This window comes from Sulfitobacter sp., from assembly GCF_041552635.1.
In the GTDB taxonomy this organism is placed as follows: domain Bacteria; phylum Pseudomonadota; class Alphaproteobacteria; order Rhodobacterales; family Rhodobacteraceae; genus Sulfitobacter.
In genome coordinates this window covers 18,166-37,289 of record NZ_JBFEKM010000015.1, presented here as the reverse complement: position 1 = coordinate 37,289, position 19,124 = coordinate 18,166, and the positions used below count along the sequence as shown (strand labels likewise).

Here is a 19,124-nt window from a genome sequence, read left to right as displayed (position 1 = left end):
TGCCCGACCAGTCGCAATCGCCAGAAAGCACGGCAGTGTTCACGGATGCCTATGCGGTGATCCCTGCATCGGTGCAGCGCGATATCGTTACCAGTTTTCTGCCCGGCTGGTCGAATACACGCGCTTGGGTTTTGGCCCGGCCCTTGACGGGGTTCGCCGAAACCTTTGCCCAATACGCCTTGGAACTGGCCCCCGGTGGCGGCAGCGCCACCCCTGAACCGGACATGGATGCCCAAGCGGTGTTGTTCGTGGCGCATGGCATGGCGCGTTTGACCATCGGGCGGGATGCCTATGATCTGGTGGCGGGGTCCTATGTTTACCTGCCGCCTGCTGCGGTTTGGACATTGTGGAATTCGGCTGACACGGCCTGTGGCATCCATTGGATCCGCAAGCGCTATGTCGCGGCGAAAGGTATCTCTATCCCTCCGGCGGTGGTGACCCACGAAGATGACGTGCCACATATGGCCATGCCAGACACAAACGGGGCATGGGCGACACAGCGCTTCATGGACCCGCTCGATTTACGCCATGACATGCATGTCAACATCGTCACATTCCAGCCCGGTGGGGTGATCCCCTTTGCGGAAACCCACGTGATGGAGCACGGCTTATACGTGCTCGAGGGCACCGCCGATTACCTGCTGAACCGCGACTGGGTGCCGGTGGGGCCGGGTGATTTCATGTGGCTGCGTGCGTTTTGTCCGCAGGCTTGTGTGGCGACGGGCAGCACGCCGTTTCGCTATCTGCTGTACAAGGATGTGAACCGCCACATGCCGCTGTCCTTATGACCCGTGATATCCAGATCGAACCGCTGACCCAAGCCGCCTTCGCCCCCTTTGGCGATATCCTTGATGCGTCTGGCAGCCCGGACAAGATGATCAACGCCGGGCTGTGTGGTCGCCATCATGACAAAGCGGTCCTTGATTTCGGTGACCAAGGGCGCGCGGGCATCAGTATTTTCAACGCGCAACCGCGCAGCCTGCCTTATGTGTTGGACTTGCTCGAACGGCATCCCGAAGGCTCTCAAGCGTTTTTGCCGATGACCGCCGAACCCTTCCTTGTGATCGTGGCCCCTGATGAAAACGGTGTGCCGGGACGCCCGCGTGCGTTTCTGACAGCGCGGCATCAAGGCGTGAATTTTCACCGCGGCGCATGGCACGGCGTGCTGACACCCTTGGCAGCACCGGGGCTTTTTGCGGTCGTTGACCGGATCGGGACTTCGGCGAACCTTGACGAACACACCCTTGATCCGCCTTATGTGATCAGAGCCTAAGGCCAAAAAAGGACCGCGTTGCTAAAAGTGCGGCCACATACCAACAAGGGACAATATCTATGACCAGCACTTCGATTGGGACGCCAGAACAGCTGCGCGACCCGAATTACACGCCTTCGCTAAGCCGGGCGATCCCTTTGGGCATTCAACACGTCCTTGCGATGTTCGTCTCGAACGTCACGCCTGCGATCATCGTTGCGGGCGCTGCGGGCTTTGGCTTCGGGTCGAACTCTCCTGATTTTCCTGAACTGCTGTATCTCATCCAGATGTCGATGCTGTTTGCTGGCGTCGCGACCCTGTTGCAGACGATCACCATTGGCCCCGTCGGCGCTGGGCTGCCTATCGTGCAAGGCACATCATTCGCCTTTATCCCCATCATGATCCCGCTGGTGGCCGGAAAAGGCGTCGACGGCCTTGCTGCCCTGTTCGGCGGTATTGTGATTGGCGGTATTTTCCACGCCTGCCTTGGCCTGTTCATCGGCAAAATCCGCTTTGCCTTACCACCACTGGTCACTGGCCTTGTGGTAACGATGATTGGTCTGGCACTGGTCAAGGTCGGCATCCAGTACGCTGCGGGCGGTGTCCCTGCGATTGGCACGCCTGAATACGGCAGCCTGTTGAACTGGTCTGCCGCCTTGGTCGTGATCTTCGTCACCCTAGGCGTCAAATTCTTCACCAAAGGCATGCTGTCCATCTCGGCCGTGCTGATCGGCCTGATCGTGGGGTATGTCTATGCGTTGGGCGTCGGTATGCTGACCATCGACGCAATTGCCGGCTCCTGGAGCCGCTCTGCCGCCTTTGCCCTGCCAAACCCGTTCAAATACGGTTTTGAATTCTCGGCAGCGGCAATCATCGGCTTTTGTCTGATGGCGTTCATCTCGGCAATCGAAACCGTGGGCGACGTATCCGGCATCACCAAAGGCGGCGCAGGCCGCGAGGCAACGGATACCGAAATCCAGGGCGCAACCTACGCCGACGGTGTCGGCACAGCAATCGCTGGCATCTTTGGCGGTTTGCCCAACACATCCTTCAGCCAAAACGTCGGCCTGATCGCAATGACAGGAGTCATGAGCCGCCACGTCGTGACCATCGGTGCCATCTTCCTGATCATTTGTGGCCTCGTCCCCAAAGTCGGCGGCATCATCCGCACGATCCCGATCGAAGTGCTGGGCGGCGGTGTCATCGTCATGTTCGGCATGGTGGTGGCTGCTGGTATGTCGATGCTGTCCGATGTGGATTGGAACCGCCGCAACATGGTAATCTTCGCAATCTCGATCTCAGTCGGCCTCGGGCTCCAGCTAGAGCCGGGTGCGGTGCAACATCTCCCTGCAACGCTGAAAATCCTGATGACCAGCGGCCTGCTTCCCGCAGCCCTGATTGCAATTGTCCTCAACCTTCTGTTGCCGCAAGAACTGGCCGAGGAATCCACCGAAGAAGTCTCGGGCGGTATGTCCGGCACCTCCAAAGGTAGCCTGCCGCACAAATAAACCCCTGCCAGAGAGGCCCCGTTTCTCTGGCTCTTAAATATCCCCGCCGGAGGCACCCGCGCTAAAAACAAAGCGTGCCCCCGGCGGCCCTTTTCCAACCGCCAAACCAAGGATTCCTACATGTACGATATGATCGCCATGGGCGCGTGGATCGAATTTGCCGTCCGCTGGGTGCATGTCATCACAGCCATCGCATGGATCGGGTCTTCGTTCTATTTCATCGCGCTTGATCTGGGCCTGCACCGTGACCGCAACCTGAAATCCGGTGCCGATGGCGAAGAATGGCAGGTCCACGGTGGCGGGTTCTACCATGTTCAGAAATACCTCGTCGCCCCGGCGCAGATGCCCGATGATCTGGTCTGGTTCAAATGGGAAAGCTATTCGACGTGGCTGTCCGGTTTCGCCATGCTCATCCTGGTTTATTACCTTGGTGCCGAATTTTATCTCGTTGACCCCTCCGTCGCCGATCTGGCGATCTGGCAGGCGATTGCAATATCCATCCTGTCGCTGGCCTTTGGCTGGATTGCGTACGACCTGATCTGCAAAAGCAAATTTGGCGATGACAACACGCGGCTGATGATCGGGCTCTATGTGATCCTTGTCGGGATGGCATATTTCTACACTTCGGTCTTTTCAGGCCGCGCGGCGATGTTGCACCTTGGTGCCTTCACCGCGACGATCATGTCGGCCAATGTGTTTTTCATAATCATGCCGAACCAACGCATCGTCGTGGCCGACCTCAAGGCCGGGCGGACGCCGGACGCGAAATACGGCAAGATCGCCAAGCAACGCAGCACCCACAACAACTATCTCACCCTGCCGGTGATTTTCCTGATGTTGTCCAATCACTATCCGCTGGCCTTTGCGTCCGAAATGAACTGGCTGATTGCGGCGCTGGTGTTTTTGATGGGCGTGACGATCCGGCACTATTTCAACAGTCTGCATTCAAGGTCGGGCAACCCGACGTGGACATGGCTGGCCACGGCGCTTTTGTTTATCACGATCATCTGGCTGTCGACCGCCCCTATGTTCCGTGTCGTGGAACCCGAAGAGGCAACCGGCTCGTCGCTGCGCTTCGCCCAAGCTGACGGATTTGATCAGGTCCACGACATCGTGCTTGGCCGGTGCAGCATGTGCCATGCGGCTGAACCCGCTTGGGATGGCCTGCTTTGGGCCCCCAAAGGGGTGCGGCTCGAGACCGAACACCAGATCGCCAAAGCGGCAAAACAGATCTATCTGCAAGCCGGCGTGACCCACGCCATGCCCCCTGCGAACCTTAGCTATATGCGGGCCGATGAACGCGCACAGATCGTAGCATGGTACCAAGCGGCATTGCGCCGGTAGGGGATCGTAGGGTCGGTTTTAACCCACGCCTCTTGCCATTGCAGCTTTCAGAATCGCGCGGGCATATGCTAGCTCTAGCGCTATGGCACATCCAAACCCCAATATACGCGACCTAGCGCCGGTTATCCGCCAGCTTGATGAATCCGCAATCAACCGCATCGCAGCGGGCGAGGTCGTGGAACGCCCGGCCTCTGCCGTCAAGGAACTGGTGGAAAACGCCATCGACGCAGGCGCGCGCCAGATTACCGTGGAATATGCGGACGGCGGAAAGACTCTGATCCGCGTGACAGATGATGGCTGCGGCATTCCGGCGGCCGATCTGCCCTTGGCCCTGTCCCGCCATGCGACGTCGAAAATCGACGGTTCCGACCTGCTGAACATCCACACCTTCGGCTTTCGCGGAGAAGCCTTGCCGTCCCTTGGTGCTGTAGGCCGCTTGACAATCACCAGCCGCGTTGCGGGGCAGGAAGGGGCCGAGATCACCGTGAATGGTGGCCAAACCGGCCCCGTGCGCCCCGCCGCGCTCAACGGTGGCACGGTCGTAACCCTGCGCGACCTTTTCTTTGCCACGCCCGCGCGCCTGAAGTTTCTGCGCACCGACCGCGCCGAAGCGCAGGCGATTGCGGATATCATCAAACGTCTGGCTATGGCCGAACCCTTTGTGCGTTTTACCCTGCGCGATGTCTCGGGTGACGGTCCGGGTCGCGAGGTTTTCCGCGCCGAGGCTGAACAGGGCGATATGTTCGCCGCGTTGCATGGGCGTTTGGCACAGGTCTTGGGGCGCGAGTTTGCAGATAATTCCCTGCCCATTGACGCGACGCGCGAAGGGCTGCACCTGACGGGGTTTGCCGCATTGCCCACCTATTCGCGGGGAACGGCTGTGGCGCAGTATCTGTTCGTCAATGGCCGTCCTGTGCGCGACAAGCTGTTGGTGGGCGCGCTGCGGGGCGCTTACTTTGACCTCCTTAGCCGCGACCGCCATCCGGCGGCTGCTCTCTTCCTCGATTGCGACCCCACGTTGGTTGACGTCAACGTTCACCCCGCAAAATCCGAGGTGCGGTTTCGCGATCCCGGCCTTGCGCGTGGGTTGATCGTGTCAGGCCTGCGCCATGCGCTGGCGGATGCGGGGCACCGTGCCTCGACCACTGTGGCCGACGCCACCCTTGGGGCGATGCGACCCGAACAAACTGGCGCACGGGTCTATCAGATGGACCGCCCTTCGCTGGGTGCACGCACGGCGGCCTATCAGGCACAGGCACCGGGCTTTGCCGAAACCGCTGGCATGTGGGGCAGGGTCGAAACACCCGCCGAACATGTGACCGAAGAACCGCAAGAGACCCCGGATTATCCGCTGGGCACAGCACGCGGGCAGGTGCACGAGAATTATATCATCGCGCAGACCGCCACGGGCATGGTCATCGTCGACCAGCACGCCGCCCATGAACGGCTGGTCTATGAAAAGCTCAAGCGCCAGATGGCGGAAAATGGCGTCGCAGCGCAGGCGCTGCTGATCCCGGAGATCGTGGATTTATCCGCGTCCGATTGCGCGCGTCTGCTGGATGTGGCGGAGGAACTGACAAAGCTGGGACTGACGATCGAACCCTTTGGCGGCAGTGCCATCGCCGTGCGTGAAACGCCTGCGATCTTGGGGACTGTGGATGCCAAGGCTATGATATTGGATATCCTCGATGAACTAGCAGATCAGAATGAAAGCAACACGGTCCAGGCGCGGATCGAGGCGATCCTGAGCCGCGTTGCCTGTCACGGATCAATCCGGTCTGGCCGCTGGATGCGCGGCGAGGAAATGAACGCCCTGCTGCGCGAGATGGAAGCAACGCCTCATTCCGGCCAATGCAACCACGGCCGCCCCACCTATGTGGAGCTGAAGCTGAGCGATATTGAACGGCTGTTCGGGCGCACATGATCCAGATCGGCGGGCAAAGCTATGCGTTGGATGATCCGCGCGTCTTGATGGTGCTTGGCGCTGCGGCGCTGGTGCTGCTCGTTCTGATCCTTCTGATCATGGCCGTGCGTGCGGGGGCGCGGTCGGCGCGGATGGTCGAACCCTTGGCGCGTCAGATGCAGGTCATGGGTGGCCATGTGCAGCAGCTTGGCATGGGGCAGGAACAGCTGCGCGGCGGTCTGCAAACGGTGTCGGACACGCAAGCCAACGCGCAAACCCAGATGATCCAAAGCATCGAGGCGCGGATGGCCCATGTGCAACAGCAGATGCAGGATAGGCTCGCGGATAACGCCGCACGCACCGCCCGCAATCTGGCCGAGATGCAGGAACGGATGGCGACGACCTTGCACGGATCGTCAAAACAAACGACCACCAGCCTGACCCAGCTTCAGGAACGGCTGGCGGCGATCGACAAGGCGCAGGACAATATCACCAAGCTTTCGGGCGATGTGCTGTCCTTGCAAGACATTCTGAGCAACAAGCAGACGCGCGGGGCATTCGGGGAAATCCAGCTGAATGACATCGTGTCCAAGGCCCTGCCGCGCGACAGCTATACGATGCAGGCGACCCTATCGACGGGCAAACGCGCTGATTGCCTGATCCATCTGCCAAATCCGCCCGGCCCCATCGTGATTGACAGCAAATTCCCCCTTGAGGCCTATGAAGCGCTGCGCCGCGCCAAAACCGACCACGAGGTCAAAGATGCAGCCCGCGCCATGCGTGTCGCCGTCAAGGCGCATATCAGCGCGATCAGCAGCAAATATATCATCGAAGGCGAAACCGCAGATGGGGCTTTGATGTTTCTGCCGTCCGAGGCAGTCTATGCCGAACTGCACGCCAATTTTCCCGAACTGGTCCGTGAAGGTTTCGCCGCGCGGGTCTGGATCGTGTCGCCGACCACCTGCATGGCGACGCTGAACACAATGCGCGCGATCCTGAAAGACGCCCGGATGCGCGAACAGGCCGGTGATATCCGCAAAACACTGAAAATGTTGCACCGCGATGTAGAAATCGTGGTGGAACGTGTGGGCAAGCTGAACACCCATTTTGGGCAGGCGCGCGCCGATCTGGAAGGGCTGGGCACCGCCGCCGAAAGGGCAGGCAAACGCGCGGCACGGCTGGACAATTTTGACTTCGAAGATCTGGCTGAACCCGACAACACCGTCGTACCCCTGACCAAGCCAAGTACAGATCGTGGGCGCGATGGTAGGCCAAAGTGACGCAGTCGGTCACAGTTTGATTTAAATGTCGTGCAACTCATTTACTTCTTGGCACGTGTCTCTGTCGTATTACATGCACGATACCTAACATACTGGACATCGACCCCCTATGCCGTTTGAAGCCATCGACCCGCCCCTGCCCGACACCGCGACAGGTCCTCGAAGAATTGCTGTGATTGGCGGCGGAATCTCGGGGATGGGGGCCGCACATATGCTGGCTGACGACCACCGCGTCACGATTTTTGAAACCGAAGCACGGTTGGGCGGGCATGCGCGCACAAAGATCGCAGGCAAGAATGGCGATCAGCCTGTGGATACAGGTTTTATTGTGTTCAACTATGCCAATTATCCGCACCTTGCCGCCCTGTTCCAAGAACTGGACGTGCCGGTCGTCAAATCCAACATGAGCTTTGGGGCGTCGATTGACGGGGGGCGGTTGGAATATGCGCTGATGACGATGGATTCGATCTTTGCGCAGCGGCGCAATCTGGCGAACCCGAAATTCCTGCGCATGCTCAGTGATATCCTGCGCTTTAACAACACGGCCACCAAAATCGCCCAAGACCGGTCGCTGACCATCGAAGGGTTTCTCGATAAACTTGGCGCGGGCGACTATTTCCGCAACTATTACCTGACGCCGTTGTCAGGCGCGATCTGGTCGACCCCGGTGGACAAGATACTGGATTTTCCTGCCTATTCGATGATCGATTTTTTCGAGAACCACGCATTGCTGAGCCACACAGGGCAGCACCAATGGTACACGGTTGAGGGGGGATCAATCGAATATGTCAGAAGGCTTGAGGCATCTTTGATTGCCAAGCGCGCTGATATTCGGCTGAACGCCGCAGTTCAATCCGTGCGGCGCACGGGGGTGGGCGTAGAAGTGAAAACGCATGGCTCCGATTGGGAGGCCTTTGACGAGGTGATCTTTGCCACCCACTCTGACGATACGTTGGGGATGCTGTCCGACCCAAGCGCGCAAGAATCAGCGGCCTTGGGGGCCATTCACTACCAGCCCAACAATATCGTTTTGCATGCGGATGCGTCGATCATGCCCAAGCGACGCAAGACGTGGGCATCTTGGGTCTATGCCGAAGAAAAAGACCAGAAGTCAGAGCGGATCGACCTGACATACTGGATGAATTCGCTGCAACCCATCCCGATGGATGATCCGCATTTCGTCACGCTCAACACCGCACGCACCATCCGCGAGGATCTGATTTATGATCAGGTCACCCTGCGGCATCCGGTATATGATCGCGGGGCATTGGCCGCCCAAGAACAAGTCCGCGGCTTTAACGGGACCAACAACACATGGTTTTGCGGTGCCTGGATGCGACATGGGTTCCACGAAGACGGGCTATCCAGCGCCGTTGATGTGGTGCGCGGGATCAGAGGCGCTGCAGAGGTCGCTTTGGCCGCAGAATGACCGCAACCGTCGATCATATCGCGGGGGTCACCTATCACGGGCGCAAAGGGGCGGTCGACAATACCTTCCGCTATTCGGTGGATTACATCATTCTGGATGCAGAAGCGGCCCCTGACACGCCGACCTTGTTTGCGCGCAATCGTCGTGGGCTGACATCGTTGCAAGACAGTGATCATGGCGGTCCCAAGGGGGCCGGTCGCGGTGCCGCTTGGGTGCGCGACGTGCTGGCACAGCATCAGATCACCGGTGTGGCCACCATCGAAATCATGGCACAACCTCGCGTTTTGGGGCATGTTTTTAACCCGGTCAGCTTTTGGCTGTGTCGCCGAACTGATGGCGCGCTGATCACGGTGATTGCCGAGGTGTCCAACACCTTTGGAGACCGCCACAGCTATCTGTGCCACCACGCGGACCTGCGCGAGATAAAGCCGGACGACCATTTGAACGCGACCAAGATTTTTCACGTCTCGCCCTTTCAGCCAGTCGAAGGGTCGTACCGTTTCCGCTTTGATATCCGGCCCGACCGTGTCGGTATCTGGATTGACTATACCCAGACCGATGGCGGTTTGATCGCCACATTGACGGGTAAACGTAGGCCGTTGACGAATGCAGGTATCTTGCGGTCCATGCTGCGCCGCCCCTTTGGTGCACGCCGCGTGCTTGCGCTGATCCATTGGCAAGCGCTCAAGCTTTGGTGGAAGGGCGGCGGTTACAAGCCGAGACCCGATCCGCCCGACAACGAAATTTCGCGCGGATGAAACCTGTGTCGCAGCATCTTTCGGCCTATGCGCTTTTCGCGGCTCTTTTGGCCGCTGCTGGTCTGCCGATCTATATCCATGCGCCAAAGTTTTTCGTGGATGAATACGGCGTATCTCTCGCCTCTTTGGGGGCTGTTTTGTTTGCGCTGCGCCTGTTGGATGTGGTTCAGGACCCTTTGTTCGGTAAGCTGTCCGAAAAGCTGCGCGACCAGCGCGGCATAGCGGTGGGGATCGCCTGCGCCGTGATGGCAGCATCAATGATTGCGCTGTTTGCCGTGCCGCCACTGCTACCGCCACTTTGGTGGTTTGCAATCACGTTGACCGGGGTGTTTTCGGCGTTCAGTTTTCTGACCATCAGCTTTTACGCCCAAGGCGTGGCCAAGGCCGATACCCTGAACACGACCTTGCCCACCACCTTGCACAGTGCCGGGCATTTGTCGCTGGCACGCTGGCGCGAGACGGGGGCGTTGCTTGGGGTGTGTGTTGCCTCGGTTGTGCCTGTGGCATTTGGTGCTGTGATGGACGCGCCCTTTACCGGTTTTGCCATCGGTTTTGGTGTGCTGGCGCTGGCATCGGTCTTTGCGATGCGCGGTGAATGGCGCAGCGTAGGGGTGCCGTCGTCGACGGGGTTTGGCACCGTGCTGCGCGATCCCGTAGCGCGCCGACTGCTGCTGGTTGCTCTGCTTAATGCGGCCCCCGTTGCCGTTACCTCGACGTTGTTTTTATTTTATGTCCAAAGCGCATTGCAGGCCCCGGGATGGGAAGGGCCGTTGCTGTTGGTTTTCTTTCTGTCTGCCGCCGCTGCCGCGCCATTCTGGGGGCTGCTTGCCGAACGCTTTGGCCCCAAGTTGGTGCTGGTGGGGGCCATGGGACTGGCCATTGTTGCCTTTGCAGGTGCGCTTGCGTTGGGGCCAGGTGATATCTGGCCCTTCGCCCTTGTTTGCATCTGCTCGGGTGCGGCTTTGGGGGCGGATCTGACGCTGCTGCCCGCCATGTTCGCCGCACGCATGGCCAAAGTTGCGCCATCCGCCGCCGAAGGGTTCGGACTGTGGTCACTTGTATCAAAATTCACGCTTGCTTTCGCGGCGGTCACGCTACTTCCAATACTACAAGCTGTTGGCTACGACAGTGCTGCTTTGGTGAACCCACCCAAAGCGTTATCAACATTGATTTGGCTCTATGCAGGGGTGCCCTGCGTGCTCAAGGGCGCTGCAGTTGCGTTGCTTGTTGGGACAAATCTGCAAGAGGACGGTCACTGAAAATGGATGTTATCTATTTGCTTGTCGGCGCTGGCGTGGTCCTGCTGGGTGTTTTCATGCGCTGCAAGCTCTGGGCATTCTCAGGACAAAAAGCTGCTGATTATGCCGATGATTTGGTTGTGCTGGACATGAAGAAGCACCTGAACGGAGAGATGATCTGCGAAGGCGTCATCTTTGGGCCTACGGGTCGTGTGACCAGTAGCTTCGTCGCAGATTTCAATGTGGTCTGGGATGGTGACACCGCCCAGATTAGTGAGCATTTCGTGTATCACGATCGCGCGACACAAGACCGCTTTTGGACGATCAAGCTGGGTGCTGGTGGGCGATTTACTGCGACAGCGCCTGATGTGCCCGGGGTCGGCCAAGGGCAGCAGTCCGGATCTGCGATACAAATGCGGTATCCGATTAAATTACCTGATGATCTTGGGGGACATGTCTTGCAAACCATCGACTGGATTTACCTTACCCCCGAAGGAACAATGATCAATCGAAGCCAATTCCGCAAATTTGGCATTAAGGTCGCAGAGTTGGTCGCGACGATCCGAACAAAGGAAAAATGATGAACGAAGATTGGCAAGGAAAACGATATTGGTTGGTCGGGGCAAGCGCTGGATTGGGCGCGGCGCTTGCGCATAAAATCAGCAGTGCCGGAGCCGAGGTGATCGTATCGGCGCGGTCCGAAGGCAAGCTGGCCGAGTTGGTTGACGCACTTCCGGGCAAGGCCAGCTATCAGGCAATGGACGTGCAAGATATCGACAGCATACGCGCCGCAGTTACTGCCGTAGGCGATGTGGACGGTATCGTATATCTAGCCGGAGCCTATTGGCCCTTTGGGGCGAAAGCCTGGGAAGCGGATCACGCCACAGCAATGATTGATGTCAATCTGACCGGCCTTGTCCGGGTACTTGGCGAGGTGGTGCCGGGCATGGTTGCAAAAGACGCAGGCCATATCGTGATCACCTCAAGCTTGACGGCCTTTCGCGGGTTGCCCCGATCCATCGGGTACACGGCCTCGAAGGCCGGTACGATGTCGCTGGCTGAATGTATGTATGCCGACCTGCGCAAGACGGGCGTCAAGGTGCAGGTCATTAACCCCGGGTTCATCAAAACCCAACTGACCGAAAAGAACGACTTCAAGATGCCTTTCCTGATGGAGCCCGAAGCTGCTGCTCAAGAAGTATTCGAGCACATGAATAGTGACCGTTTCAAAAAGAGCTTTCCGTTCGCATTCTCGATGCTTTTCCGCATCGCTCAATTCTTGCCGGATTCCTTGTATTATCGCATTTTCGGCTAAGATTGCACTGACCCAAAACGAACCCAAACGCGTCGTCTTGCGACGACACTCCTTTCTTGATGGGATATTTAAGAGCCAGAGAAACGGGTCAAACCGTGGCTTGATGTTTGTCAAACAATGCTTTTGCTCGCAGCCAGACAGGTCCGTCCAGATGAGAGAGGCTGCTGAGAGTATTCAGAAGCTGCGCGGCGTAGTCTTCGGAACTTTCAAGTGGCAGCATCGACGGTAGGTTGTCGATTGCCGTTACATCAAGCGGTGGGGCGTCGCTGACCCGAAGCGCAGGGTTTTCCCAAGTGGTTGCGCGGTCGTAGACAGGGACCGGATTGAAATCGCTATCGGGGTCACATGCAATGTCACCAATCACGCGCAGGCTGCGCGGTAGGGTTGCTGCATTTTTCGGGACGAAAATAGGGGTCTGGGGCCCCGCGAGAATGCAGTTGAAAAACAGTGCATGGTTCAGGATTTCAGGGAATGGGCCGCCATGCGCCGTTTGCGCCATGTCCCAGCCGGTGACTGAAATATCCAGCCGCTTGCACAGATCTGATGCGCCCGTGCCGACGCGGCCAAGTGCGCCGATCACCAAGGCATCTGGCCGCTTGGTATCCAGTTCATTCAATTCGGATTGGAGTTCTGCTGTTAGAGCATCCGCGTTTTCATAGGGGGAAATTGGTGCTGTTTGTGTTCCCTTGATTTGGGCGATCCAGCATTTTACGGCGACGGCGGCACCTGCGAAACCGGCCCAATAGCCGAAGGCGGCGACGCGGCGGCCCGTATCATCGGTGAGGTATTCAAGGTCGTACAATGTGCCTTTGCCAGCCTTGAAGCGCTTCAGGAGGGTCTGGCCGGCAGACTGGCCTTTGTAGGCGTGACCGAACATGATGTGGCGGTGCCTTAGGTCGGTGCCATCATCGGGGAGCTCTTTCAGGCCGAAGATAATCGCATCATCGGGCGCATCGGGCCAACTGTTCTGCGGTGCGATGGTACAGCCGGCTTTTGCGTAATCATCGATAGGAATGACACGCGTGTCCGAGGTCTCGACCGTGACGCGAAAGCCTTGGGCCAACAGGGTCGCGGCACCCGAAGGGGTCAGGCCGACGCGGGTTTCATTGTCGCGCTGTTCGGCGCGAACCCAAAGGTGGGGCGCGGTCATAGCATGGCCTTTTGGTAGATGGTCTGGACGCTGGGCCGCGTTTGCATTTGGCTCATGAATTTCTCGATTTTGGGATAGAGCGCGACATCAACCCCATCGCCGGACAGCCAATTGCAGACGACATAAAGATAGGGATCGGCAATGCTGAAGGTATCCCCCAGCACATAGTCGCCGCGCAAGATGTGCGTATCGACATAGGCGGCACAGGCCGCCATGGTTTCGGGGACCATTGCGGTCATATCGTCAAAGCTGGATTGCTGGGTCGCCCAGCGGGATCCGCGCATTTTATGCGCATGCGCGATATGCATGGCCGAAGCCAGGTAATACATTGTGCTCCGCATATGGGCCGCGTTCTGGGGGTCGGTTGGGACAAGGTTTGCGGTTGGTGCGATGGCGGCGATGTAGTCCAGCAAGGCACCTGTTTCGGTCAGCACTGTACCATCTTCAAGTGCAAGCGCTGGCACGCGACCTTTGGGGTTGACTGCCAGATAGTCTGGTTTGGTTTGGTCGGCCGTTTTGAAATCCATTTGAACGGCATCATAGGGAAGCCCGGCTTCTTCCAAGGCGATGGCCACGGCGATCGAGATGGTGCCTTTGACCCAGTAGAGTTTCAGCATGATGTGGCCTTTCAGATATGGGTTTGCGCAGTGCGGCGTTCTGGCGTGTCAAGGTGGGGCACTGCATTGAAAAGGACGGGCGACCAGTGACCGCCGATGGGAAACAGCCGGTGCATCGAGGTGTTCATGATTGCCAGCGCCATGCGTGCCATGGCAGGCACGCCAAGCCCCATGGCCTGCGCCATCGCCATTGAAATCAGCCCGCCCGATGTGACCACAAGGGCGGGGCCTTGGCCGGCCGAGATTTCCTCGAGGACGGATTGGATGCGGGATTCAAAACTGGCGTAGCTTTCGGGTGGGTTATCAAGCTTGTCGCTTTTCCATGTCTCGAACACCAGCGGCAGGTGGGCGCTGAACCCGTGTTGGTCGTCTGGAAAAGGGACGCCGTGTTGTTGCTCAAGCAGGGTTGCTAGGGTGAAGTATTCCAGTTCGTTCAAGCGGGCGTCGCGGATGGGTTCCAGCCCAGTGCTCATGCCGTCAGCGGTTTCGATATGTCGGCGCAGGGTGCCGGTATAAAGCCGTGTGTGGTGGGTTTCCGAATGGCGCAGGTGGTCGCCCAGCCATGCTGCCTGTTGGTGGCCAAGCGGGCTGAGCATGTCATAGCTGGCTTCGTCCGTGGCACTTGAGTTGGCTTGGCCGTGGCGGATCAGGGTAATGTGGGACATGGGTGCGCCTTTTACTGTTGGGCCTTTGATAGGCAAGGGCTGCACGGGTTGGAAGAGCAGGAGCCTTCGGCGAGGATATTTTTTAGCCAGAGAAGCGAAGGGGCGCGTATCGGAAACAGCCGTGGCGCAAAATCGGGGTGGTGTGTCGGGATTGTGACTGCCGGTGATGGACGTTGCGCATTATGGTGCGGAAACCCGTTGCGAGGAGGATCCCCCATGGCTGAGACAATTTCATTTACGCTGGATGGCGAAAAGGTCGAGGCCGAGGCCGGGATGACCATTTGGGAGGTCGCAAACGGGCGCGGCCTGAAGATCCCGCATCTGTGTTATACGCCAGCACCGGGGTACCGTCCCGATGGCAATTGCCGCGCTTGTATGGTCGAGATTGAGGGCGAGCGGGTTTTGGCGGCGTCCTGTTTGCGTGAGCCTGCTGAAGGCATGGTTGTGACCACCAACAATGCCCGTGCCGAGAATGCGCGCAAGATGGTGATGGAGCTGCTTGTCACGGACCAGCCGCCCCAAGACGTAGCCCATGATAAGTCGAGCCACCTTTGGGATATGGCCGCGATGGAAGGCGTAGACGCCAGCCGGTTTCCGAAGCTGGAAGAGGGCCGCATTCCGCTGCTGGATGACAGCCATGTGGCAATGCGGGTCAATCTGGATGCCTGCATTCAGTGCAATCTGTGTGTGCGTGCGTGCCGCGAGGTGCAGGTAAACGATGTGATCGGCATGTCCGGGCGCGGGCAAGACAGCTATCCCACATTTGATATGGCAGATCCGATGGGTGCGTCGTCTTGTGTCGCGTGCGGCGAATGCGTGCAGGCCTGTCCGACGGGTGCCTTGATGGAGGCGACTGTCGTGGACGCGGATCAGGTTGGCGACCGCGCGGATTTCGACAGTGAGGTGGACAGCATTTGCCCGTTCTGCGGTGTGGGTTGTCAGGTGTCGCTGAAGGTCAAGGACGGCAAAATCAAATATGTTGAAGGCATCAATGGCCCTGCGAACGAGGGGCGTTTGTGTGTGAAGGGGCGGTTTGGGTTTGACTACATCCACCATCCGCACCGTTTGACCAAACCGCTGATCCGGCGTGACGATGCACCGGCCAAAGGGTTGAATGTCGATCCCGGCAATTGGCACACGCATTTCCGCGAAGCGTCATGGGACGAGGCGCTGGATTTCGCGGCCAATGGTATGAAAAAGGTCGGCGGGCGCGGGGTGGCCGGTTTTGGGTCTGCCAAGTGCACCAACGAGGAAGCCTATCTGTTTCAAAAGATCATTCGTCAGGGCTTTGGCCATAACAACGTCGATCACTGCACGCGGCTGTGCCATGCGTCATCCGTGGCAGCGTTGATGGAGAATGTCGGGTCAGGTGCCGTGACCGCGACCTTTAACCAGATCGAAAACGCGGATGTGGCGATTGTGATCGGTGCGAACCCCACGGAAAACCACCCTGTCGCGGCGACCTACTTCAAGCAGTTCGCCAAGCGTGGCGGCAAGCTGATCGTGATGGACCCGCGCGGTCAGGCGCTCAAGCGGCATGCGTCGCATATGCTGCAATTCCGGCCCGGTACGGATGTGTCGATGCTGAATGCGATCATGCATGTGATCGTCGAAGAAAAGCTGTACGATCAGCAGTATATCGAAGCCTATACCGAAAATTGGGAAATCGAGAAGGCGCATCTTAAGACGTTTACGCCCGAAAAGATGGCCAAGATTTGCGGTATTGATGCCGAAACCCTGCGTGATGTGGCGCGGACTTTCGCCGGTGCCAATGCTGCCATGATCTTCTGGGGCATGGGCGTGTCGCAGCATATTCACGGCACTGATAACGCACGCTGTCTGATTTCGCTTGCGCTGATGACGGGCCAGATCGGGCGTCCCGGCGCGGGGCTGCATCCGCTGCGCGGGCAGAACAACGTGCAAGGGGCGTCTGATGCGGGATTGGTCCCGATGTTCTTGCCAGACTATCAACCGGTTTCCGATGACGGTGTGCGGTCTGCGTTTACCGAGGTGTGGAAAAGCGAGGATTTCAGCAACAAGAAGGGTCTGACGGTGATCGAGATCATGGATGCGGTTCATGATGGCGACATTCGAAGCATGTATGTGCTGGGTGAAAACCCCGCGATGTCAGACCCCGATGTGGAACACGCCCGCGATGCACTGGCCAAGCTGGAGCATCTGGTGGTGCAGGATATTTTCCTGACGGAAACGGCAAATTTTGCGGACGTGATTTTGCCTGCCTCCGCCTTTGCCGAAAAGGCAGGTACCGTGACGAATACCAACCGGCAGGTGCAGATGGGGCGTCCAGCGGTGACGCCGCCCGGCGACGCGAAAGAAGATTGGTGGATCGAAGTTGAACTGGCCAAACGGCTGGGTCTGGGATGGACCTATACGCACCCAAGCGAAGTCTTCGCTGAAATGAAGTTGAACATGTCGTCGCTGAACAACATCACTTGGGACCGGCTGGCGAGTGAGGGCGCGGTGACCTATCCGTCAACCAGCCCGACCGACCCGGGACAGGCGATCGTGTTTGGCGATGGATTCCCCCGTCAGGACGGGCGTGCACGGTTTACACCAGCCAGTATCATCGCACCCGATGATGCACCCGACGAGGATTATCCGATGATCCTGACCACGGGGCGACAGTTGGAGCATTGGCATACCGGTTCCATGACGCGGCGGTCTGCCGTGTTGGACGGGCTTGAACCCGAGGCGAACTGTTCCCTGCATCCGTCAACGCTGCGCAAGCTGGGGGTGACCCCTGGCGAACATGTGCGGCTGTCGACCAAACGCGGTACGATTGAGATTATGGCCCGAGAAGACCGGGCCGTATCGCCTGACATGGTTTTCCTGCCCTTTGCCTATGTTGAGGCGGCAGCGAATATCCTGACGAACCCGGCGGTTGATCCCTATGGCAAGATTCCTGAATTCAAGTTTTCAGCTGTTAAGGTTGAAGCGGTGAAGGGGGCTGTCGCAGCGGAGTAAACCCTGCTGCGGGCCATATTGGTGGCGGCTGAAGCGTGCCTGTGTTTTCTTCGGTACACTGATCACAGACCTGAATGAAATATTCGGGTCTTGCATCCCTCTTGCTTCACCGTTTTGTTGGCGGTGAACTGTATGGGCTAGGATCTTAAATTTTAGGGGATGAGGGACGCTGTCCCTCAAACTCCCTGGGATATTTATGAGCCAGAGAAGATGGGATGTAGTATGCGTATTGATGCGGACAGGTTTCTAGGGGATTTGCATAGCTTGCGGGGCTTTGGCGCTGCGGGCGTCGGAAAGGGCGTTGTGCGCCCGGCCTATTCTGACGCTGATCTTGCGGCGCGGCGTTGGCTTGCGCAGCAGATGCAAGACGCGGGTTTGCGCGTTGAAGTGGATGCGATGGGCAACCTGTTCGGCTTGGCCGATGGGCAGTCATTGCTGCTGGGGTCGCATTCGGACAGCCAGCCCGAGGGCGGTTGGCTGGATGGCGCTTTGGGTGTCATTGCAGCACTTGAGGTTGCGCGGGCAGCGCAAGAGGCGGGCGGGCCTGCGGTGTCGGTTGTGTCTTTTCAGGACGAGGAGGGACGGTTTGGCGTAACCACGGGCAGTGCCGTTTGGTCCGGGCAATTGTCGCAAGCGGATGCTGATCTGTTGGTTGATCACGCAGGCGTCAGTTTGGGCGACGCCCGGCATGCGGTTGCAGAAATGGTGACGGGCCCGGTGTCGCCAAGCCAGTTCACGGGCTTTGTCGAACTGCACATCGAGCAAGGCCCTACGTTGGACAGCAGTGTCGAAAAAATTGGTGTTGTCACTGATATCGTTGGCATTCGCGATATGAAAGTCACCTTTGAGGGTCAGCAAAACCACGCAGGCACCACGCCGATGCACCTGCGACGCGACGCGTTTCAGGCGGTGTCGGCATTTAATACGCTGTTGAATGACCGGCTGCGCAATGTGGTGACGCCGCAGACGGTCTGGACCATCGGGCATCTGTCGCTGCATCCGAATGCGTCCTCGATTGTGCCCGGGCGGGCGGTGTTTTCAATGCAGTGGCGCGATGCGGACGCGGATCGGTTGGCGCGGATTGAGGAGATCATTCGCACCTCAGCCTCGGAGATTGCACAGGCGCAGGGGATGGCCCTGAGCTATGGGCCTTTGCTGGGACTTGAGCCGGTTTCGATGGATCAGCGGTTGCGGGCTGCCCTTGAGGCGGGGGCCGAAACCGTGGCGCCAGGCAAGTGGCGCAAAATGCCGTCGGGCGCGCTGCATGATGCGACAAACGTGTCCCGGCTGATGCCTGTAGCGATGTTGTTCGTGCCGTCGATTGGCGGGCTAAGTCACACCTTCGAGGAAGACACGGACGAAGATGATCTGGTCGCGGGCGTGCAGGTGCTGGCGCAGGCGGTCGCACAGTTGGGATCAAAAACGTAGATACCCGCGCCGTTCAGCCCGGTTGCGGTGCCTGTCCGCGACACGCGATGCATCGCGCAGGTTGGCAAAGCTTTGCACGACGGCCTTGGGGCGGCCACCAGCGACGCCCCACTCGCGCAGCACGGATACTTCGCTGAACAGGTTCATCGCGATTTCGACGCGGTAAAACAACCGCCCTTGCGCGCGTCCCGTACGGTAGAGGAGGCATTCAATCATGCGATGAATCTAGCGCCGGAGGGCCCGAGGACGCAA

The 19,124-nt window shown here is 58.6% G+C and carries 17 protein-coding genes; 13 read left to right on the top strand and 4 right to left on the bottom strand.

Annotated features, from left to right (window positions below; translation table 11 throughout):
• The 11 genes from ABYT07_RS03095 to ABYT07_RS03045 form a co-directional block, all read left to right on the top strand.
• The coding region (locus ABYT07_RS03095; RefSeq protein ID WP_372989378.1) for a bifunctional allantoicase/(S)-ureidoglycine aminohydrolase at positions 1-788 on the top strand (788 nt) is incomplete at its 5' end.
• Positions 785-1,273: an ureidoglycolate lyase gene (locus ABYT07_RS03090; RefSeq protein WP_372989377.1), complete on the top strand. Its 489-nt coding sequence runs from the start codon at positions 785-787 to the stop codon at positions 1,271-1,273. The genes ABYT07_RS03095 and ABYT07_RS03090, both read left to right, overlap by 4 nt.
• Positions 1,274-1,332: 59 nt before the next feature.
• Positions 1,333-2,760: a uracil-xanthine permease family protein gene (locus ABYT07_RS03085; protein ID WP_372989376.1), complete on the top strand. Its 1,428-nt coding sequence runs from the start codon at positions 1,333-1,335 to the stop codon at positions 2,758-2,760.
• 120 nt (positions 2,761-2,880) lie between these two features.
• Complete coding sequence (locus ABYT07_RS03080; protein ID WP_372989375.1) at positions 2,881-4,104, top strand: urate hydroxylase PuuD; 1,224 nt, start codon at positions 2,881-2,883, stop codon at positions 4,102-4,104.
• A gap of 82 nt (positions 4,105-4,186) precedes the next feature.
• Positions 4,187-6,028, top strand: coding sequence for a DNA mismatch repair endonuclease MutL (mutL, locus tag ABYT07_RS03075; RefSeq protein ID WP_372989374.1), 1,842 nt, complete (start codon positions 4,187-4,189; stop codon positions 6,026-6,028).
• On the top strand, positions 6,025-7,287 hold the full coding sequence (locus ABYT07_RS03070) for a DNA recombination protein RmuC (protein WP_372989373.1): 1,263 nt from the start codon (positions 6,025-6,027) through the stop codon (positions 7,285-7,287). The genes mutL and ABYT07_RS03070 overlap by 4 nt, the downstream gene beginning before the upstream one ends.
• Positions 7,288-7,396: 109 nt before the next feature.
• On the top strand, positions 7,397-8,716 hold the full coding sequence (locus ABYT07_RS03065) for an NAD(P)/FAD-dependent oxidoreductase (RefSeq protein ID WP_372989372.1): 1,320 nt from the start codon (positions 7,397-7,399) through the stop codon (positions 8,714-8,716).
• Positions 8,713-9,474, top strand: coding sequence for a DUF1365 domain-containing protein (locus ABYT07_RS03060; protein ID WP_372989370.1), 762 nt, complete (start codon positions 8,713-8,715; stop codon positions 9,472-9,474). Before ABYT07_RS03065 ends, ABYT07_RS03060 begins: the two co-directional genes overlap by 4 nt.
• The gene (locus tag ABYT07_RS03055; protein ID WP_372989368.1) at positions 9,471-10,733 is read left to right on the top strand and encodes an MFS transporter; all 1,263 of its coding nucleotides are present in this window, start codon (positions 9,471-9,473) and stop codon (positions 10,731-10,733) included. The genes ABYT07_RS03060 and ABYT07_RS03055 overlap by 4 nt, the downstream gene beginning before the upstream one ends.
• Positions 10,734-10,735: 2 nt before the next feature.
• A complete protein-coding gene (locus ABYT07_RS03050; protein ID WP_372989366.1) occupies positions 10,736-11,293 on the top strand; it encodes a DUF3833 family protein in 558 nt (185 codons plus the stop codon).
• Positions 11,290-12,027, top strand: coding sequence for an SDR family NAD(P)-dependent oxidoreductase (locus ABYT07_RS03045; RefSeq protein ID WP_372989364.1), 738 nt, complete (start codon positions 11,290-11,292; stop codon positions 12,025-12,027). The genes ABYT07_RS03050 and ABYT07_RS03045 overlap by 4 nt, the downstream gene beginning before the upstream one ends.
• Positions 12,028-12,115: 88 nt before the next feature.
• On the opposite strand, the gene ABYT07_RS03040 is transcribed toward ABYT07_RS03045, so the two are convergent.
• The 3 genes from ABYT07_RS03040 to ABYT07_RS03030 are packed head-to-tail and all read right to left on the bottom strand — an operon-like array spanning position 12,116 to position 14,459.
• Positions 12,116-13,177 carry a saccharopine dehydrogenase gene (locus tag ABYT07_RS03040; protein WP_372989362.1) on the bottom strand — a complete coding sequence of 354 codons (1,062 nt, stop codon included), beginning with the start codon at positions 13,175-13,177 and terminating at the stop codon, positions 12,116-12,118.
• Positions 13,174-13,794: a glutathione S-transferase family protein gene (locus ABYT07_RS03035; protein WP_372989360.1), complete on the bottom strand. Its 621-nt coding sequence runs from the start codon at positions 13,792-13,794 to the stop codon at positions 13,174-13,176. Before ABYT07_RS03035 ends, ABYT07_RS03040 begins: the two co-directional genes overlap by 4 nt.
• Positions 13,795-13,805: 11 nt before the next feature.
• Positions 13,806-14,459, bottom strand: a complete 654-nt coding sequence (locus ABYT07_RS03030; protein ID WP_372989359.1) for a histidine phosphatase family protein — start codon at positions 14,457-14,459, stop codon at positions 13,806-13,808.
• 216 nt (positions 14,460-14,675) lie between these two features.
• On the opposite strand from ABYT07_RS03030, the gene fdhF reads away from it, so the two are divergent.
• Together fdhF and ABYT07_RS03020 are read left to right on the top strand one after the other, a co-directional pair.
• Entirely contained in the window at positions 14,676-17,444 is a 2,769-nt protein-coding gene (fdhF, locus tag ABYT07_RS03025) for a formate dehydrogenase subunit alpha (RefSeq protein WP_372989357.1), read from the top strand.
• Between the two features lie 222 nt (positions 17,445-17,666).
• Positions 17,667-18,872: a Zn-dependent hydrolase gene (locus tag ABYT07_RS03020; RefSeq protein ID WP_372989355.1), complete on the top strand. Its 1,206-nt coding sequence runs from the start codon at positions 17,667-17,669 to the stop codon at positions 18,870-18,872.
• Here ABYT07_RS03020 and ABYT07_RS03015 read toward each other — a convergent pair.
• Positions 18,861-19,088: a WGR domain-containing protein gene (locus tag ABYT07_RS03015; protein ID WP_048600048.1), complete on the bottom strand. Its 228-nt coding sequence runs from the start codon at positions 19,086-19,088 to the stop codon at positions 18,861-18,863. The genes ABYT07_RS03020 and ABYT07_RS03015 overlap by 12 nt on opposite strands.
• Positions 19,089-19,124 lie beyond the last annotated feature (36 nt).

What these genes read in the sequence shown, in the direction of transcription:
- ABYT07_RS03070 (WP_372989373.1), top strand. Translation starts at nt 6,025, where the DNA reads ATGATCCAGATCGGCGGGCAAAGCTATGCGTTGGATGATCCGCGCGTC.
- mutL (WP_372989374.1), top strand. Translation starts at nt 4,187, where the DNA reads ATGGCACATCCAAACCCCAATATACGCGACCTAGCGCCGGTTATCCGC.
- ABYT07_RS03080 (WP_372989375.1), top strand. Translation starts at nt 2,881, where the DNA reads ATGTACGATATGATCGCCATGGGCGCGTGGATCGAATTTGCCGTCCGC.
- ABYT07_RS03085 (WP_372989376.1), top strand. Translation starts at nt 1,333, where the DNA reads ATGACCAGCACTTCGATTGGGACGCCAGAACAGCTGCGCGACCCGAAT.
- ABYT07_RS03060 (WP_372989370.1), top strand. Translation starts at nt 8,713, where the DNA reads ATGACCGCAACCGTCGATCATATCGCGGGGGTCACCTATCACGGGCGC.
- ABYT07_RS03030 (WP_372989359.1), bottom strand. Translation starts at nt 14,459, where the DNA reads ATGTCCCACATTACCCTGATCCGCCACGGCCAAGCCAACTCAAGTGCC.
- ABYT07_RS03090 (WP_372989377.1), top strand. Translation starts at nt 785, where the DNA reads ATGACCCGTGATATCCAGATCGAACCGCTGACCCAAGCCGCCTTCGCC.
- ABYT07_RS03050 (WP_372989366.1), top strand. Translation starts at nt 10,736, where the DNA reads ATGGATGTTATCTATTTGCTTGTCGGCGCTGGCGTGGTCCTGCTGGGT.
- fdhF (WP_372989357.1), top strand. Translation starts at nt 14,676, where the DNA reads ATGGCTGAGACAATTTCATTTACGCTGGATGGCGAAAAGGTCGAGGCC.
- ABYT07_RS03040 (WP_372989362.1), bottom strand. Translation starts at nt 13,177, where the DNA reads ATGACCGCGCCCCACCTTTGGGTTCGCGCCGAACAGCGCGACAATGAA.
- ABYT07_RS03035 (WP_372989360.1), bottom strand. Translation starts at nt 13,794, where the DNA reads ATGCTGAAACTCTACTGGGTCAAAGGCACCATCTCGATCGCCGTGGCC.
- ABYT07_RS03045 (WP_372989364.1), top strand. Translation starts at nt 11,290, where the DNA reads ATGATGAACGAAGATTGGCAAGGAAAACGATATTGGTTGGTCGGGGCA.
- ABYT07_RS03015 (WP_048600048.1), bottom strand. Translation starts at nt 19,088, where the DNA reads ATGATTGAATGCCTCCTCTACCGTACGGGACGCGCGCAAGGGCGGTTG.
- ABYT07_RS03055 (WP_372989368.1), top strand. Translation starts at nt 9,471, where the DNA reads ATGAAACCTGTGTCGCAGCATCTTTCGGCCTATGCGCTTTTCGCGGCT.
- ABYT07_RS03065 (WP_372989372.1), top strand. Translation starts at nt 7,397, where the DNA reads ATGCCGTTTGAAGCCATCGACCCGCCCCTGCCCGACACCGCGACAGGT.
- ABYT07_RS03020 (WP_372989355.1), top strand. Translation starts at nt 17,667, where the DNA reads ATGCGTATTGATGCGGACAGGTTTCTAGGGGATTTGCATAGCTTGCGG.